This is a genomic window from Sphingobium sp. FG11 (assembly GCF_057809915.1).
On the sequence record NZ_JBMDKW010000002.1, the window covers coordinates 180,008 to 194,177 of the forward strand.

12 protein-coding genes and 1 pseudogene are annotated in these 14,170 nt (G+C 62.0%); 7 read left to right on the plus strand and 6 right to left on the minus strand.

What is annotated here, in order from left to right:
• Positions 1-5 precede the first annotated feature (5 nt).
• The 3 genes from ACODSN_RS02475 to ACODSN_RS02485 all read right to left on the minus strand — a co-directional run bounded on the left by ACODSN_RS02475 (position 6) and on the right by ACODSN_RS02485 (position 3,444).
• Positions 6-1,052, minus strand: a complete 1,047-nt coding sequence (locus ACODSN_RS02475) for a ribonucleotide-diphosphate reductase subunit beta (protein WP_489052884.1) — start codon at positions 1,050-1,052, stop codon at positions 6-8.
• A gap of 63 nt (positions 1,053-1,115) precedes the next feature.
• Positions 1,116-1,484: an endonuclease domain-containing protein gene (locus tag ACODSN_RS02480; protein WP_489052886.1), complete on the minus strand. Its 369-nt coding sequence runs from the start codon at positions 1,482-1,484 to the stop codon at positions 1,116-1,118.
• Between the two features lie 64 nt (positions 1,485-1,548).
• Positions 1,549-3,444 carry a ribonucleoside-diphosphate reductase subunit alpha gene (locus ACODSN_RS02485; protein ID WP_489053036.1) on the minus strand — a complete coding sequence of 632 codons (1,896 nt, stop codon included), beginning with the start codon at positions 3,442-3,444 and terminating at the stop codon, positions 1,549-1,551.
• Between the two features lie 513 nt (positions 3,445-3,957).
• Here ACODSN_RS02485 and ACODSN_RS02490 point away from each other — a divergent pair.
• Positions 3,958-4,611, plus strand: coding sequence for a glutathione S-transferase family protein (locus tag ACODSN_RS02490; protein WP_489053038.1), 654 nt, complete (start codon positions 3,958-3,960; stop codon positions 4,609-4,611).
• A 6-nt stretch (positions 4,612-4,617) separates the two neighbouring features.
• Here ACODSN_RS02490 and ACODSN_RS02495 read toward each other — a convergent pair whose 3' ends face one another.
• Positions 4,618-5,154: a hypothetical protein gene (locus tag ACODSN_RS02495; protein WP_489052887.1), complete on the minus strand. Its 537-nt coding sequence runs from the start codon at positions 5,152-5,154 to the stop codon at positions 4,618-4,620.
• Positions 5,155-5,285: 131 nt separating this feature from the next.
• Here ACODSN_RS02495 and ACODSN_RS02500 point away from each other — a divergent pair, with 131 nt between their 5' ends.
• The 5 genes from ACODSN_RS02500 (at position 5,286) to ACODSN_RS02520 (ending at position 10,038) form a co-directional block, all read left to right on the plus strand.
• The gene (locus ACODSN_RS02500; protein ID WP_489052888.1) at positions 5,286-6,806 is read left to right on the plus strand and encodes a fumarate hydratase; all 1,521 of its coding nucleotides are present in this window, start codon (positions 5,286-5,288) and stop codon (positions 6,804-6,806) included.
• Between the two features lie 17 nt (positions 6,807-6,823).
• Positions 6,824-7,414, plus strand: coding sequence for an NADPH-dependent FMN reductase (locus ACODSN_RS02505; RefSeq protein WP_489052890.1), 591 nt, complete (start codon positions 6,824-6,826; stop codon positions 7,412-7,414).
• A 145-nt stretch (positions 7,415-7,559) separates the two neighbouring features.
• On the plus strand, positions 7,560-7,829 hold the full coding sequence (locus ACODSN_RS02510) for a hypothetical protein (protein ID WP_489052892.1): 270 nt from the start codon (positions 7,560-7,562) through the stop codon (positions 7,827-7,829).
• A 35-nt stretch (positions 7,830-7,864) separates the two neighbouring features.
• On the plus strand, positions 7,865-8,782 hold the full coding sequence (locus ACODSN_RS02515) for an EamA family transporter (RefSeq protein ID WP_489052894.1): 918 nt from the start codon (positions 7,865-7,867) through the stop codon (positions 8,780-8,782).
• Between the two features lie 38 nt (positions 8,783-8,820).
• Positions 8,821-10,038 (plus strand): MBL fold metallo-hydrolase, encoded by a 1,218-nt coding sequence (locus ACODSN_RS02520; RefSeq protein WP_489052896.1) that lies wholly within the window; start codon positions 8,821-8,823, stop codon positions 10,036-10,038.
• Between the two features lie 504 nt (positions 10,039-10,542).
• On the opposite strand, the pseudogene ACODSN_RS02525 reads toward ACODSN_RS02520, so the two are convergent.
• Positions 10,543-11,910, minus strand: a pseudogene (locus tag ACODSN_RS02525) (YifB family Mg chelatase-like AAA ATPase); the annotation flags it as partial.
• A 55-nt stretch (positions 11,911-11,965) separates the two neighbouring features.
• On the opposite strand from ACODSN_RS02525, the gene ACODSN_RS02530 reads away from it, so the two are divergent.
• Positions 11,966-13,555: a recombinase family protein gene (locus tag ACODSN_RS02530; protein WP_489052897.1), complete on the plus strand. Its 1,590-nt coding sequence runs from the start codon at positions 11,966-11,968 to the stop codon at positions 13,553-13,555.
• 166 nt (positions 13,556-13,721) lie between these two features.
• Here the strand turns inward: ACODSN_RS02530 and ACODSN_RS02535 are convergent, their stop codons facing one another.
• Positions 13,722-14,153, minus strand: coding sequence for a hypothetical protein (locus ACODSN_RS02535; protein ID WP_489052899.1), 432 nt, complete (start codon positions 14,151-14,153; stop codon positions 13,722-13,724).
• Positions 14,154-14,170: the final 17 nt, after the last annotated feature.

The window sequence follows — 14,170 nt, forward strand, 5'->3', positions numbered from 1 at the left end:
AGAAATTACTCCGCAGCGATCCCCGCTGCCTTGAACATGTCGGGGTCCACATCATCGGCATTGGCCGGCTCACTGCGCGTCTTTCTCCGATCGAAGGCGTCCCATACCTCGTTCCACTGACCGCGGGTTGCGCCCTTGCTATATTCGGTTGCGCGGGTTTCGAAGAAATTGGCGTGCTCCACGCCGTTCAGCAGCGGGGCGAGCCAGGGCAGCGGATGCTCGTCGATCATATAGATGGGCTTGAGGCCCAGTTGTCCCAGCCGCCAGTCGGCGATGTAGCGGACATATTTCTTGATGTCCTTGGGCGTCATGCCCGGCACCGGCCCCATTTCGAAGACGAGATCGACGAACGCGTCCTCGATCCGCACCGTCTTGTGGCACATGTCCAGAATGTCGTCCTTGACCGCCGGAGTCAGGCACTGGCGTTCGGCGCAGAAGGCGTGGAACAGCTTGATGATGCCCTCGCAATGCAGCGTCTCGTCGCGCACCGACCAGGTGACGATCTGGCCCATGCCCTTCATCTTGTTGAAGCGCGGGAAGTTCATCAGCATCGCGAAGGAGGCGAACAGCTGCAACCCTTCGGTAAAGCCGCCGAACATCGCGAGCGTGCGCGCGATATCCTCGTCCGTATCGACGCCGAACTGTTGCAGATAGTCGTGCTTGTCGCGCATCTCCTTATATTGGAGGAAGGCGCTATATTCGCTTTCGGGCATGCCGATCGTGTCGAGCAAATGACTGTAGGCGGCGATATGGACCGTTTCCATGTTGCTGAACGCGGTCAGCATCATCTTGACCTCGGTCGGCTTGAACACGCGGCCATATTTTTCATGGTAGCAATCCTGCACCTCGACATCCGCCTGGGTGAAGAAGCGGAAAATCTGCGTCAGCAGGTTGCGCTCATGATCGGACAGCTTCTGCGCCCAGTCGCGGCAATCCTCGCCCAACGGCACTTCCTCGGGCAGCCAGTGCAACTGCTGCTGACGCTTCCAATATTCATAGGCCCAGGGATATTCGAACGGCTTGTAGACCTTGGAGGCTTGGAGAAGGGGCATTTGGGTTACTCCGCGAAACTTGCTCTTTCCCTCTCCTATCGGGAGAGGGAGGGACCCGCGCCGTCAGGCGCGGGAGGGTGAGGGTGGAAGGCGCGCCGCGATGACCGTTACGACACCATCGATAGTATCCATGACTTCATGGTTCCAGAAACGCAGGACATGATAACCCTGCGCTTCGAAATAACGGGTGCGGATAGCGTCCTGCTCGACACTGTCCGCATGGGTGGCGCCATCGATCTCAACAATCAGCTTGGCGCCAAAGCATAGAAAATCCGCAACATAGGTTCCGCGCGACACCTGACGACGCCATTTGATACCAGGCAAGGTCTCGCGCAGGGCACGCCACAAATGCGTTTCAGCATCCGTGGCATTACGACGAAGGGCGCGCGCCTTATCAACCGAGCCTGAGGGAAGGTCGCGATAGTTGCGCATCGACCTCACCCTTCCGCCGCTACACGGCTCCCTCCCTCTCCTGACAGGAGAGGGCGTTATGGTTTCACTGACAGGCCAGACACTCGTCATAGTCGGTGCTCCCGCCAGCCAGTTCGAATTTGGGCGCGTCGATCGTGTTGTCCGCCTCCACGCCACCGGCGAAACCGGCGCGCTGCACGCTCTTCGAGCGCAGATAATAAAGCGACTTGATGCCCAGTTCCCACGCGCGGAAATGGAGCATGAGCAGGTCCCATTTCTCCACATCGGCCGGGATGAACAGGTTGAGCGACTGCGCCTGATCGATGAAGGGCGTGCGGTCGGCGGCCAGTTCGAGCAGCCAGCGCTGGTCGATCTCGAAGCTGGTCTTGAACGTGTCCTTTTCTTCCTGGCTCAGAAAGTCGAGATGCTGGACCGACCCGCCATTTTCGAGGATCGAATTCCATACATTGGTCGAATCCTTCGCCTTTTCGACCAGCAGCTTTTCGAGATAGGGGTTCTTGATCGAAAAACTGCCCGACAGCGTCTTGTGGGTATAGATATTCGCCGGAATCGGCTCGATACAGGCCGATGTGCCGCCGCAGATGATGCTGATCGACGCGGTCGGCGCGATCGCCATCTTGCAGGAAAAGCGCTCCATCACGCCCATGTCGGCGGCGTCGGGGCATGGGCCGCGCTCGACCGCGAGTTGCATCGAGGCTTCGTCGACCTGCGCCTTGATATGTTTGAACATGCGCAGGTTCCACGACTTGGCCATGGCCCCTTCGAACGGGATGCCCCGCGCCTGGAGGAAGCTGTGAAAGCCCATGACGCCCAGCCCGACCGAGCGTTCGCGGCTGGCGGCATATTTGGCGCGCGCCATTTCGGGGGGGGCGCGGTCGATATAATCCTGCAGCACATTGTCGAGGAAGCGCATGATATCCTCGGCGAAAAGCTTGTCGTCTTTCCACTCGTCCCAGGTTTCCAGATTCATGGACGACAGGCAGCAGACCGCCGTGCGATCCTGCCCCAGATGGTCGCGCCCGGTCGGCAGGGTGATTTCCGAACAGAGGTTGGATGTCGATACCTTCAGCCCCAGATCGCGATGATGTTTGGGCATCATGCGATTCACCGTGTCGCTGAACACGATATAGGGTTCGCCGGTGGCGAGCCGCGTTTCAACGAGCTTCTGGAACAGCGCGCGGGCGTCGACCTTGCCGCGCTCCGAACCGTCCTTGGGGCTGCGCAGGATGAATTCCGCGCCGCTGCGCACCGCTTCCATGAACTCGTCGGTCAGCAGCACGCCATGATGCAGATTCAGCGCCTTGCGGTTGAAATCGCCGCTGGGCTTGCGGATTTCGAGGAACTCCTCAATCTCCGGATGCGAAATGTCGAGATAGCAGGCCGCCGATCCGCGCCGCAGCGATCCCTGGCTGATCGCCAGCGTCAAGCTGTCCATCACCCGCACGAACGGGATGATGCCGCTGGTCTTGCCGTTGAGACCAACCGGCTCGCCGATGCCGCGCACGCTGCCCCAATAGGTGCCGATGCCGCCGCCGCGCGACGCCAGCCAGACATTCTCGTTCCAGGTGTTGACGATCCCCTCCAGACTGTCGTCCACGCTGTTGAGATAGCAGCTGATCGGCAGGCCGCGTCCGGTGCCGCCATTGGACAGGACCGGGGTGGCGGGCATGAACCACAGGCGCGAGATATAGTCGTAGACGCGCTGGGCATGGCCAGCGTCGTCGGCATAGGCCGCCGCGACGCGGGCGAACAGATCCTGATAGGATTCGCCGGGCAGCAGATAGCGGTCGTTGAGCGTGTCCTTGCCGAATTCGGTCAGCAAGGCGTCACGCGACGCATCGGTCACGACGGCAAAGCGCCGCTCCTGCACGGCGGATGAGGACAGAACGGGCGAGGACGGCGCAGACGCCACCGGCTTGCCCGTCTTTTCGGCCGGAATCGCTTCCATCAAATCTTCCATCATGGTCGCCACGTCGCCTGCACCCTGTTCGCTGTCTCGAAAATCCATATCCGCCCCCGAATGTTCCTGTTCCGTTCGATTCGGTCAAGTCCGTCCGGGGCGAACCACGGACAATAGCATGATACCCAATGTCACGGCAGGATAATGGGACCAACCGACCAGATCGGCGGGATGAAAATCCCGGCTCGCCTTTCTTGTCAGGCGGCGACCGATCACAAGCTGTTGGGTGACCCCTGTTACCCCGATACAAGGGATAGTGCCACAGCGCCCCACACGATCAAGAGGGTAAATGACAGTTCAGGGACTCGCTTCGCCGCTGATCCGATTCCTTTTGTCGTCGCCGGCTCAGGGTGCAACGCAGCGACGCGCGGAGTTTGTAGGTGCCTGCAAATCGCAAGGCACAAATCGCTTTGGAAAAATAAATTTGCCTTGCCACGCAATTGCGTCGCGATGAAAAATCCGCCGCCTGCCCATGACGGCCAGCGGCGCATATTGACGGGAAAGACCGGACCCATGCTCCTCTATTATCACCCGCTATCATCCTATTGCTGGAAGGTGCTGATCGCACTGTATGAGAATGCGACGCCCTTCACGCCCAGGATGATGGAGCAGCCGGACGTGGCGCAGGAATGGATGGCGCTGTGGCCGATCGGCAAATTCCCGATCCTGATGGATGGCGACCGGCTGGTGGCAGAGGCCAGCATCATCATCGAATATCTCGGGCAGGCCGCGCCCGGCCCGTTCCGGCCGATTCCCGCCGATCCGGCCCTGGCGCTCGAAGCGCGGCTGATGGACCGACTGTTCGACAATTATGTGATGGGACCGATGCAGGCGGCGGTCGCCGACCGGATCAGGCCGGAAGGCGTCGCCCGAGACCCCTATGCCGTGGAGCAGGCGACGGCCCTGCTCGCCAAAGCCTATGACCTGATCGAGCAACAGATCGCGGGGCGCCAATGGGCGGCGGGGGCGGATTTCAGCCTGGCCGATTGCGCGGCGGCACCGGCGCTATTCTATGCCGACCATGTCCTGCCCTTCCGCGACAGCCATCCCAACCTCAACGCCTATATCGCCCGGCTGGAAGCGCGGCCCAGTTTCGCGCGGGTGCTGGAAGAAAAGCAGCCCTGGTTCCATCATTTCCCTTTTGCCGACGCCAGGGGTTCGCCGTAAACCGCCTCAACCGCGCCACGCCCTCATCGCCTTGTCATAGTGGGCGCGGGCGGTGTCGCGGGCACGCTCCAGCTCTTCTTTTTCGGCGTCGATCCTCCGCTCCAGCGCCTGCCGCTCGCGGCGGAGCGCGGCTTCCCGATCGGCGAGCGCGCGACGCTCCGCCTCGTGATCGCGCTCCGCGGCGCTGAGCGCATCCTCGGCGGCATCGAGCGCGGCGCGATCCGGCCGGGGCTTTGGTTTGGGCTTTGGCCCGGCCGCAGCCTGCGGGAGCTTGCGCGCCTTGTCGGCCTTGGGCGACGGCTTATCCTCGGGCAGGGCCGCGATATGATCGGCCATGCTGCCGCGCACCCGCCTGATGACCGAGCCGGGGCTGGCGAGCGGCTCGGTCATCAGCGCTTCGTCGGTGACTTCCTCCGCGACGCCGCGCGCGAACAGGTCGGCGTCCGCGCCCCATGCCGCGAGCGCCGCCTTGCGGCTGGGGGCGGCGACATAGGCGTCGTGAAAGCCGATCGCCGAACGGAACACTTTGAGCTTGCGCGCCATGAGCGACCAACGCCCCGCCGGTGCTTAGGTTCGACGGGCGTTCGGGACTGGACTCAAAGCGTCATTTTCCTATAGCCGGTCGCAAACGCATCCGCAGCAAAGGCGGAGCCAGCCAGCAAGGACCAGGGTCAATGACGCTCATCAAGGAAGCCGATCTCATCGAGAGCGTCGCCGACGCGCTCCAGTTCATCAGCTACTATCATCCGATGGATTATATCCGCGCGCTCGGCGAAGCCTATGAGGCGGAACAGTCGCCCGCCGCCAAGGATGCGATCGCGCAAATCCTGACCAACAGCCGCATGTGCGCGGAGGGGCATCGCCCGATCTGCCAGGATACCGGCATCGTCAACGTGTTCGTCAAATGGGGCATGGACTGCCGGCTCGACGTGACGACCCGCTCGCTCCAGCAGATCGTCGATGAAGGGGTGCGCCGCGCCTATCTGCACCCGGAAAACAAGCTGCGCGCGTCGGTGCTGGCCGATCCCGCCTTCACCCGCCGCAATACGAAGGACAACACGCCTTCGGTCCTGCATGTCGAAATGGTGCCGGGCAACAGGGTGACGGTGGACGTCGCGGCCAAGGGCGGCGGCAGCGAGAATAAGTCCAAGTTCAAGATGATGAACCCCAGCGATTCGATCGTCGACTGGGTGCTCGAAATGATCCCGCAAATGGGCGCGGGCTGGTGCCCGCCCGGTATGCTCGGCATCGGCATCGGCGGCACGGCGGAACATTGCGTTCACCTCGCCAAAAAGGCGCTGATGGAGCCGATCGACATGGGACCGCTGAAAGCACGCGGGCCGCAGAACGATATCGAGGCGCTGCGCATCGAGATTTTCGACAAGGTCAATGCGCTCGGCATCGGCGCGCAGGGGCTGGGCGGACTGTCCACCATCCTCGACGTCAAGATCATGGACGCGCCCTGCCATGCGGCGGGCAAGCCGGTCGCGATGATCCCCAATTGCGCCGCCACCCGCCACGCCCATTTCACGCTGGACGGTTCAGGCCCCGCCTATCTCGAACAGCCCAACCTGGCCGAATGGCCCGACGTCAACTGGACGCCGGACAAGGCGGCGATCCGCGTCGATCTCGATGCGCTGACGCCCGAGGTGGTGCAAAGCTGGAAGCATGGCGACCGGCTGCTGCTCAACGGCAAGATGCTCACCGGCCGCGACGCCGCCCATGCCCGGATCAAGGCGATGCTGGAAGCGGGCGAGGAACTGCCGGTCGAGTTCAGGGGCCGCGTCATCTATTATGTAGGTCCCGTCGATCCGGTCGGCGAGGAAATCGTCGGCCCGGCCGGTCCCACCACGGCGACGCGCATGGACAAGTTCACGCGCATGATGCTGGAACAGGGGCTGCTCGCGATGGTCGGCAAGGCCGAGCGCGGTCCGATGGCGATCGAGGCGATCCGCGATCACAAGAGCGCCTATCTGATGGCGGTTGGCGGCGCGGCCTATCTGGTGGCCAAGGCGATCAAGGGATCGACCATCGTCGGCTTCCATGACCTTGGCATGGAGGCGATCTACGAATTCGAAGTGCAGGACATGCCCGTCACCGTCGCCGTCGACAGCGAAGGGCAGAGCGTCCACCATCTCGCGCCTTTGGTCTGGCAGGAAAAGATCAAGCGCGAAAAGCTGCTCGAAAAGGCCTGACGAGGGAGCGAGGCGGAATGTCCGACAAAATTCTGGTCTTTTACGGCTCCTATCGGGCCGACCGGATGGGCATCCGCCTCGCCCGCTACATCGTCGCGCAGTTGCAGGCGCGCGGGGCTGATGCCGAACTGATCGACGCGCGGGCGGTGGGCCTGCCGATGCTCGACCGCATGTTCAAGGAATATGCGCCGGGCGATGCGCCGCCCGCAATGGCGGAACTGGCGGGCAAGATCCGCGCCGCCGACGCCTTCCTCTTCGTCACCGGCGAATATAATTGGGGCATGCAGCCCGGTCTCAAGAACCTGACCGACCATTTTCTGGAAGAGTGGTTCTGGCGGCCCGCCGCGATCGCCAGCTATTCCGCCGGGCGGCTGGGTGGCGCGCGGGCCAACTCGGCCTGGCATGCGACGCTGGCCGAAATGGGCATGGTCGTGATTTCGAGCACGCTGACGGTCGGGTCGATCGGCCAGAGCCTCGATGCGGACGCGCAGCCGCTGGGCGACGGCGGCAAGGCGCTGGAACGCAGCTTCCCCCGCTTCGCCGATGATCTCGACTGGTGGACGGAGGCGACGAAAGCGCAACGGGCACGCCGCGCGCCGCCCTACTGACAGTCGCGTCATTCGCCCCGGTCTTTCTCCCCAAGCGCAGGAACGGGGGGTGATCTACGCCATGAACAATCATGCTGATCCATGTTGGATCGCGCAACCGGCATACGCGTCAGCGGTTTTCGCACAGACCTGCCGGAGTAGTGCCATGTCGTTTACCCAGCTCGATCCGCCATTGCCTGTCCACGTCGTTGACAAGGGCGATGGCTATGCTTTGGCCGTCATCGACTATGGTCAGGAACATAATCTGATCTGGGTGACAGGCATTTCGGCAACGGGCGAAATCTGGTGTGCCCCCAATCCGCAGGTCCGGTTGCAATCCAACTGGACCATGGGACGGCCACGACACGATATCGGTTCTCGCACCCGGTGTGAACCGCGCGATCACGCGGTCGCCGGGAATCCCGCCACATCCTGACGTGACAGTGGCCAATCGGTCGCTATAGGCCCAGCATGATTACTTCCCCGATCTGGCTGCCCGCCACGCTGATGGCCGGGGCGACGCAGGCGTGGCGCACCGCGCTCCAGCGCCGCGTCAGCCAGAGCCTGTCGCTCAACGCTGCCGGGTTGGTGCGCTATCTCTACGGCCTGCCCTTCGCGCTGCTGCTGCTCGCCGGCTATCAGAGTCTCGTGCCCGGCCCGTTTCCGCCGCTGGGACATCTGTTCCTGCTCTTCTGCGCTGCGGGCGGCATCGCGCAGATCATCGCCACCAACCTGCTCATTCTGGCGTTCAGCCACCGCAATTTCGTCGTCGGCACCGCCTATTCCAAGACCGAAGCGGTGCAGGGCGCGATCCTCTCATTCCTGCTGATGGGCGAGACGTTGAGCGCGCTTAGCTGGACCGGCATCGGCTGCGGTGTGGCGGGCGTCATGCTGCTGTCGACGGGCGGCAAGCGGATGGGGCCGCTCGATTTCCTGCGTGCGCTGGGCCAGCCGGCGGCGCTGACCGGCATTGCCTCGGGCTTTTTCTTCGCGCTGACCGCCATCGGCATCCGCCGCGCGACGCAGCAGGTCGGCGGCGGCGATCCCATCCATGCCGCGCTGATCGTGCTATGCGTCACGGTCGCGCTGCAATCGCTGATGCAGGGCGGCTGGCTCTTGTGGCGCGAGCCGGGCGAGATGCAGCGCGTGTTCACAAGCTGGCGCGTGTCGGGTCAGGTCGGACTGCTGTCCGCCTGCGGATCGGCCTGCTGGTTTACAGGCTTTGCCACCGCGCCGGTCGCGCTGGTGCGGATCGTCGGCCAGATCGAGGTCGCCTTCACCCTCGCCTTCGGGCATTTTTACCTGGGCGAGCGCATGGCGCGCAGCGAGATGACGGGATTGCTGCTGGTGGCGACGGGCGTGGCGCTGGCGCTCGCCGGCGCGCTGTGACGCTTGCCCGCCGCGTCACCGCTTCCTATGGCTGAGCGATGATTCAAGCGATACGATGGTTGAAACGGCTGGGCGCGGCGTTGCTTTGGAGTGTGGTGGCGCTCTGCCTCGCCATCACCATCATCCCGCCCTTCCTCGACCGCATCTATTATGACGGGCCAGCGGGCCGCCATTATGACGGCGCGCATTTCTTCAACCCCGATGGCGAGATCAGTTTCGCCGGGCCGCCGGGGACCAGCCGGCAGAGTTTCGTCACGCGCTGGCTGCTGGGCAGCGACGATCGTCCCGCCTGGCCCGATGCGGTCGCGGTCAAACCGGCGCGCCCCGCCCCCTTCGCCGCGCCGCGCGGCATGGTCGCCACCTGGGTCGGCCATGCGACCGTGCTGGTGCAGGCGGCGGGGATCAACATCCTGACCGATCCGATCTGGTCGGATTATGCCAGCCCCCTGCCCCCGCTTGGTCCCAGGCGCGTCGCGCAACCGGGCATCCGCTTGCAGGATCTGCCGAAGATCGACCTGATCCTCATCAGCCATAATCATTACGACCATCTCGACATCCCCACGCTGAAAAAGCTGTGGGTGCGCGACCGGCCCAAGATCGTCACCAGCCTCGGCAATGACACACTGCTGCGGGCGAACGGCATTCCGGCGACCGCGCTCGACTGGGGCCGGTCGGTGAGCGGGGCGCAGCTCAACGGCCTCGCCCCCGACGCCGTCATCCAGTGCGAAAATTACGAACATTGCCCCGATTATCGCGTCCATGTGACCCGCGCCCATCATTGGGGCAGCCGCTGGGGCACGGACCGGAACCGGGCGCTCTGGTCGAGCTTTTTCGTGCATACGCGGGCGGGCAATATCTTCTTCGCGGGTGACACCGGGGCGGGCGACATGGCCTGGCCGGGGGAAGCGGCGCGGCTGGGACCGATCCGGCTGGCGCTGATCCCGATCGGCGCGTTCCGCTTCTGGCCGGGCCAAATGGAATCGGACTCTCATATCGGACCGGAGCGCGCGGTGCAGGTGTTCGAGCGGCTCGGCGCATCGACCGCGATCCCGATCCACTGGGGCACCTTCCGCCTGTCCTACGAGAAATGGGACACGCCGCCACGCATGCTGGAACAATATCTGCGCTGCGCCGGCATCGAGAGGAAGCGCTTCGCTCCGCTGCGAATCGGCCAGACGATCATGGTGCCGGGCTATTCGGAGGTTCCACGCGGCGAGCGGCGGTGCGATCACCGGGCGATTGATGCGCTGGAATAGGGTGATGGTAGGCTGCTTTGGGTGTATTTCAGACTAGCCGCTTTCGGCAGCAATTGGCATGAAAGCGGCCATTGCAATGAGGAGCGCGGGATGCCCATCGACAAGATCGCGCTGTTTGAAACTACGAAGGCTCTTTGGCCAGAAATCGTAAGGGTATCGGACAACCCGAACGCAACAAATGAGATATATCGAGCCAACGAGAATGCGTTTTCGCAGGACGACAACTAGCGGCAACTCGCCCTTTGGTCCTTTCATCAGGCGCTGGCGGATCGGGAAAAGCAAGCTTTGGCCACAGGCCTGCTGCTTCACCCCCACGAGATCGACTTTAATGAGTTTGATATGTGGATGCGGGCGAACCTAAACGGCCACGACTGCTGGTCGGACGAACGATCAAAATACGAAAGTAGCTGATTGGCCGACGCTCTGCCGCCTCGCTGAACGAACGTACGCAATCGGGAAACACGATGGTGTTCGGGAACGGCTAGCACCGCTCGCCCCCCGCCCTCAACTCACCGGCGCCCTCCGCCTGTAACTCAACGCCTCGGCGATATGCACGCGCCCCACCTCTTCCGCCCCGGCGAGATCGGCAATCGTACGCGCGACCCTTAGCACCCGCGTGTAACCCCGCGCCGACAGCTTCATCGCGGCGGCGGCCTGCGCCAGTAACTGCCGTCCCGCCTCGTCGGGACCGGCGAAGGTCTCCAGCGCCTCGCCATCCACCTCCGCATTGGTGCGAACCCGCGTCCCGGCGTAGCGGCCGGTCTGGACCGCGCGCGCGGCGGCGACGCGGTCGGCGACCTCGGCCGACCCTTCGGGCGGCGGCGGCAGGATGAGGTCGGCGGCGCTGACCGCCTGCACCTCGACATGCAGGTCGATGCGGTCGAGCAGAGGTCCCGATACCTTGGCCTGATAATCGGCGGCGCAGCGCGGCGCGCGCGAGCAGGCCAGCGCGGGATCGCCCAGATGGCCGCAGCGGCACGGATTCATCGCCGCGATCAGCTGCACGCGCGCGGGGAAAGTGACATGCGCATTGGCGCGCGCCACCGTGACCTCGCCGGTCTCCAGCGGCTGGCGCAGCGAATCCAGCACCGCGCGCTGAAATTCGGGCAATTCGTCGAGGAACAGCACGCCCAGATGCGCCATGCTGACCTCGCCCGGCCGCGCCTTGAGGCCGCCGCCGACCAGCGCCGCCATCGACGCGCTGTGATGGGGATTGCGGAACGGCCGCGCGCGGCTGATCCGCCCGCCCTGCAACGTCCCGGCGACGCTCGCCACCATCGAGCTTTCGAGCGCCTCGGTCGGCGTCATCTCCGGCAAAATTCCCGGCAGGCAGCTCGCCATCAGCGATTTGCCCGCGCCCGGCGGCCCGACCATCAGCAGATTATGCCCGCCCGCCGCCGCGATCTCCAGCGCGCGCTTGGCGCTCTCCTGCCCCTTGACCTGTTTCAAATCGGCGGTGCGCACCGCCGCCTCGACAGGTCCCGGTTGCGGCGGGGAGAGCGCGGCCGTGCCCTTGAAATGATTGAGCAGGCTGAGCAGATCGGGCGCGGCGACCACCTCCACCTGCCCCGCCCATGCCGCTTCCGCTCCCTGCGCGGCGGGGCAGACGAGGCCCAGTTCCGCTTCCCCGGCATGGAGCGCGGCCAGCAAGACGCCGGGCGTCGGCGCGGTCCGCCCGTCCAGCCCCAGTTCGCCGACGACGACATAGCCCGCGAGCGTTTCGGCATCGATCACGCCCATCGCGCCCAGCAGCGCGAGCGCGATCGGCAGGTCGAAATGCGACCCTTCCTTGGGCAGATCGGCGGGGGACAGGTTGATCGTGATCCGCTTGGGCGGCAGCGACAGGCCGATCGCGGCGATGGCGTTGCGCACCCAATATGTGGCGGTTGTAGAGAAATTCCTAACACAATCGTGACAGGATGTTGGGATGCCCCAAACAGCAATAATATATGCCCGTTTCTCAACCGCAGAGCAAAGCAAGGGCTACTCGTTAGAACGGCAAGTCGAGTATGGGCGGGAATACGCCCACAAACAAGGCTGGGTCGCAGAAGCCACTATCAAGGATGAAGGTAAGAGCGCCTTCCACGCGAAGAACCGCGCAGAAGGGGCGGCCTTGTTCCAATTCGAGGCAGAAACTCGCCAAGGCGTCCACAAAGGCAAGGTGCTGATTGTCGAAAACATCGACCGCCTTTCCCGTCAGGGCGCGAAGGCTGCTGCTCAGCTTGTTTGGGCGCTCAACGAGAATGGCGTTGATGTAGCCACTTGGCAGGACAATCAGATTTATCGTGCCGATGGAAACGGCGACATGCTGGAATTATTCAGCATCATAATCAAAGCCCAACTGGCCTACCAAGAGAGCAAAAATAAATCGCAAAAGACTGCTGCCAACTGGAAGAAGCGGCATGAGATGATCGCAAACGGCGATTATTCCTTGGCAAAAAGTCGCCCTCCTCTTTGGCTCAATCTCGTAGATAACGAATTTGGAGTGAACCAAGACAGGGCTGATCTCATCAATCGCATGTTTGATATGTTCATTGATGGCTTTGGATATCAGCGCATTGCCAAGCAATTAAATGACGAAGGCGTTCCAGCCTTCAAAACAACCGTCAACAATACAAATGGATGGTACGGCTTAACAGTGGACCGTTTCTTGAGAAACAGGGCCGTTATTGGGGAGTATGTCACCAGCGAAGGTGAAACACTCGCAACGGATTTTTACCCGCTCATTGTGCCTGTGGAAAAATTCAACCGTGCCCAAGCGATTGTAGGTTCGCGCATCAGGCGCAGCACGGGCGGCAGCTTGGAAACACGGTCCCGCAACTTGTTTCGTGGCATTGCCACTTGCCATAAATGCAAAGGCTACATGGGTTTTGAAGGGAAATATGGTGATAAAAAGCATCGTAGAAAGGATGGCGGAATTAGCATCTATAAAATGCTGCCGCAGCAATATCTCAAATGCGACAATGCCCGCCGAAAGCACCTTTGCGATAACACATATCCTTATCGCTACACTGAAATGGAGAAAACGCTTCTCGACCACATTCTGCATTTCACCCTCGATGACGAAGAGCAGCCCAATGAGGCATTAGAAAAACTGAAAGAGACTCATGCCTCATTAGGGCGTCAAGTTGCCGTCGATCAGCAGAAAATGGACAATCTTTTAGAGGCTATTTCCAACGGTGGCGGCGGCGCATTCGTTGCCAAGGTCAACGAATTGGAAGAAAGCATAAAAGCGGCTCAGGAACGTATTGAGCAGATGAAGCACGACATAGCGCAAGAGGAAGCCAAACCGCGCAAAACGGACGATCAGGAGGCATTGCGATTGCTAATGGATCGGCTCAGCAGCGAAAATAAGGACGAGCGCATTTACGCTCGGACGAAAACCAACACTTTGCTCAAACAGATTGTTGATGGCTTGATCCTGATGGAGAACGGCGAATTTTCCTTATGGATTGACAGCGAAATCACATACCATTGGGATAAGGACGGTAACATTATTGGCGGACAGATGCTTTAATTGTCATGCTCATATCGTGCGCTTTCCAGCCCGACGAAGGCAAATTGCCCCTGCCCAGCAGTCTGACAGCAGCGCCCGCGTTCCCTGTACTCAGCAGCTCTGACAGGGCATTCCCACTATTAGTGAGAAAGGACGGGCATTAAAAAGCTATCCGCTCTCAGCATCATTATACCGTGGCCTTCGCTGCCCAAGGCTTGAAGGCGGCACGGTTACGGGCATCACTGAGTTGTGGGTCCAGTTCTCCCGCGTTGATGGCTTGGATTATCGACGCGATTATGTCGGGCAAGCCATTCAGGCCATCGACCTCGATCGCGTTCATGCCCTTGGAAAATTCGAGCGCCTTGGGACCATAGAGGATTTGGAAGAACATTTTGCCGCTGGCGTCGGTGAACCAGCCCTTGCGAATCTTGGTCGAGGTGTCGATGTCCTCGACAGTAACCCTCCTGGTCATATGGAATGGGACACCTGCGATCTCGGCTTCGGCGAGCGTCTTCTGTTCAGCGAGATAGGCCAACACCTTAGCCCGAAATTCAAGTTCGGAGCCGCTGGGATATCCGCGAGCAACGGTGGCAAGTTTCAGGGTCTTGAGGATCGACATGGAAACAACAATTCCTG

Bases quoted from the DNA above. Each gene is read 5' to 3' on its own strand.
- ACODSN_RS02475 (WP_489052884.1), bottom strand. From the start codon at position 1,052: ATGCCCCTTCTCCAAGCCTCCAAGGTCTACAAGCCGTTCGAATATCCC.
- ACODSN_RS02480 (WP_489052886.1), bottom strand. From the start codon at position 1,484: ATGCGCAACTATCGCGACCTTCCCTCAGGCTCGGTTGATAAGGCGCGC.
- ACODSN_RS02485 (WP_489053036.1), bottom strand. From the start codon at position 3,444: ATGGAAGATTTGATGGAAGCGATTCCGGCCGAAAAGACGGGCAAGCCG.
- ACODSN_RS02490 (WP_489053038.1), top strand. From the start codon at position 3,958: ATGCTCCTCTATTATCACCCGCTATCATCCTATTGCTGGAAGGTGCTG.
- ACODSN_RS02495 (WP_489052887.1), bottom strand. From the start codon at position 5,154: ATGGCGCGCAAGCTCAAAGTGTTCCGTTCGGCGATCGGCTTTCACGAC.
- ACODSN_RS02500 (WP_489052888.1), top strand. From the start codon at position 5,286: ATGACGCTCATCAAGGAAGCCGATCTCATCGAGAGCGTCGCCGACGCG.
- ACODSN_RS02505 (WP_489052890.1), top strand. From the start codon at position 6,824: ATGTCCGACAAAATTCTGGTCTTTTACGGCTCCTATCGGGCCGACCGG.
- ACODSN_RS02510 (WP_489052892.1), top strand. From the start codon at position 7,560: ATGTCGTTTACCCAGCTCGATCCGCCATTGCCTGTCCACGTCGTTGAC.
- ACODSN_RS02515 (WP_489052894.1), top strand. From the start codon at position 7,865: ATGATTACTTCCCCGATCTGGCTGCCCGCCACGCTGATGGCCGGGGCG.
- ACODSN_RS02520 (WP_489052896.1), top strand. From the start codon at position 8,821: ATGATTCAAGCGATACGATGGTTGAAACGGCTGGGCGCGGCGTTGCTT.
- ACODSN_RS02530 (WP_489052897.1), top strand. From the start codon at position 11,966: ATGCCCCAAACAGCAATAATATATGCCCGTTTCTCAACCGCAGAGCAA.
- ACODSN_RS02535 (WP_489052899.1), bottom strand. From the start codon at position 14,153: ATGTCGATCCTCAAGACCCTGAAACTTGCCACCGTTGCTCGCGGATAT.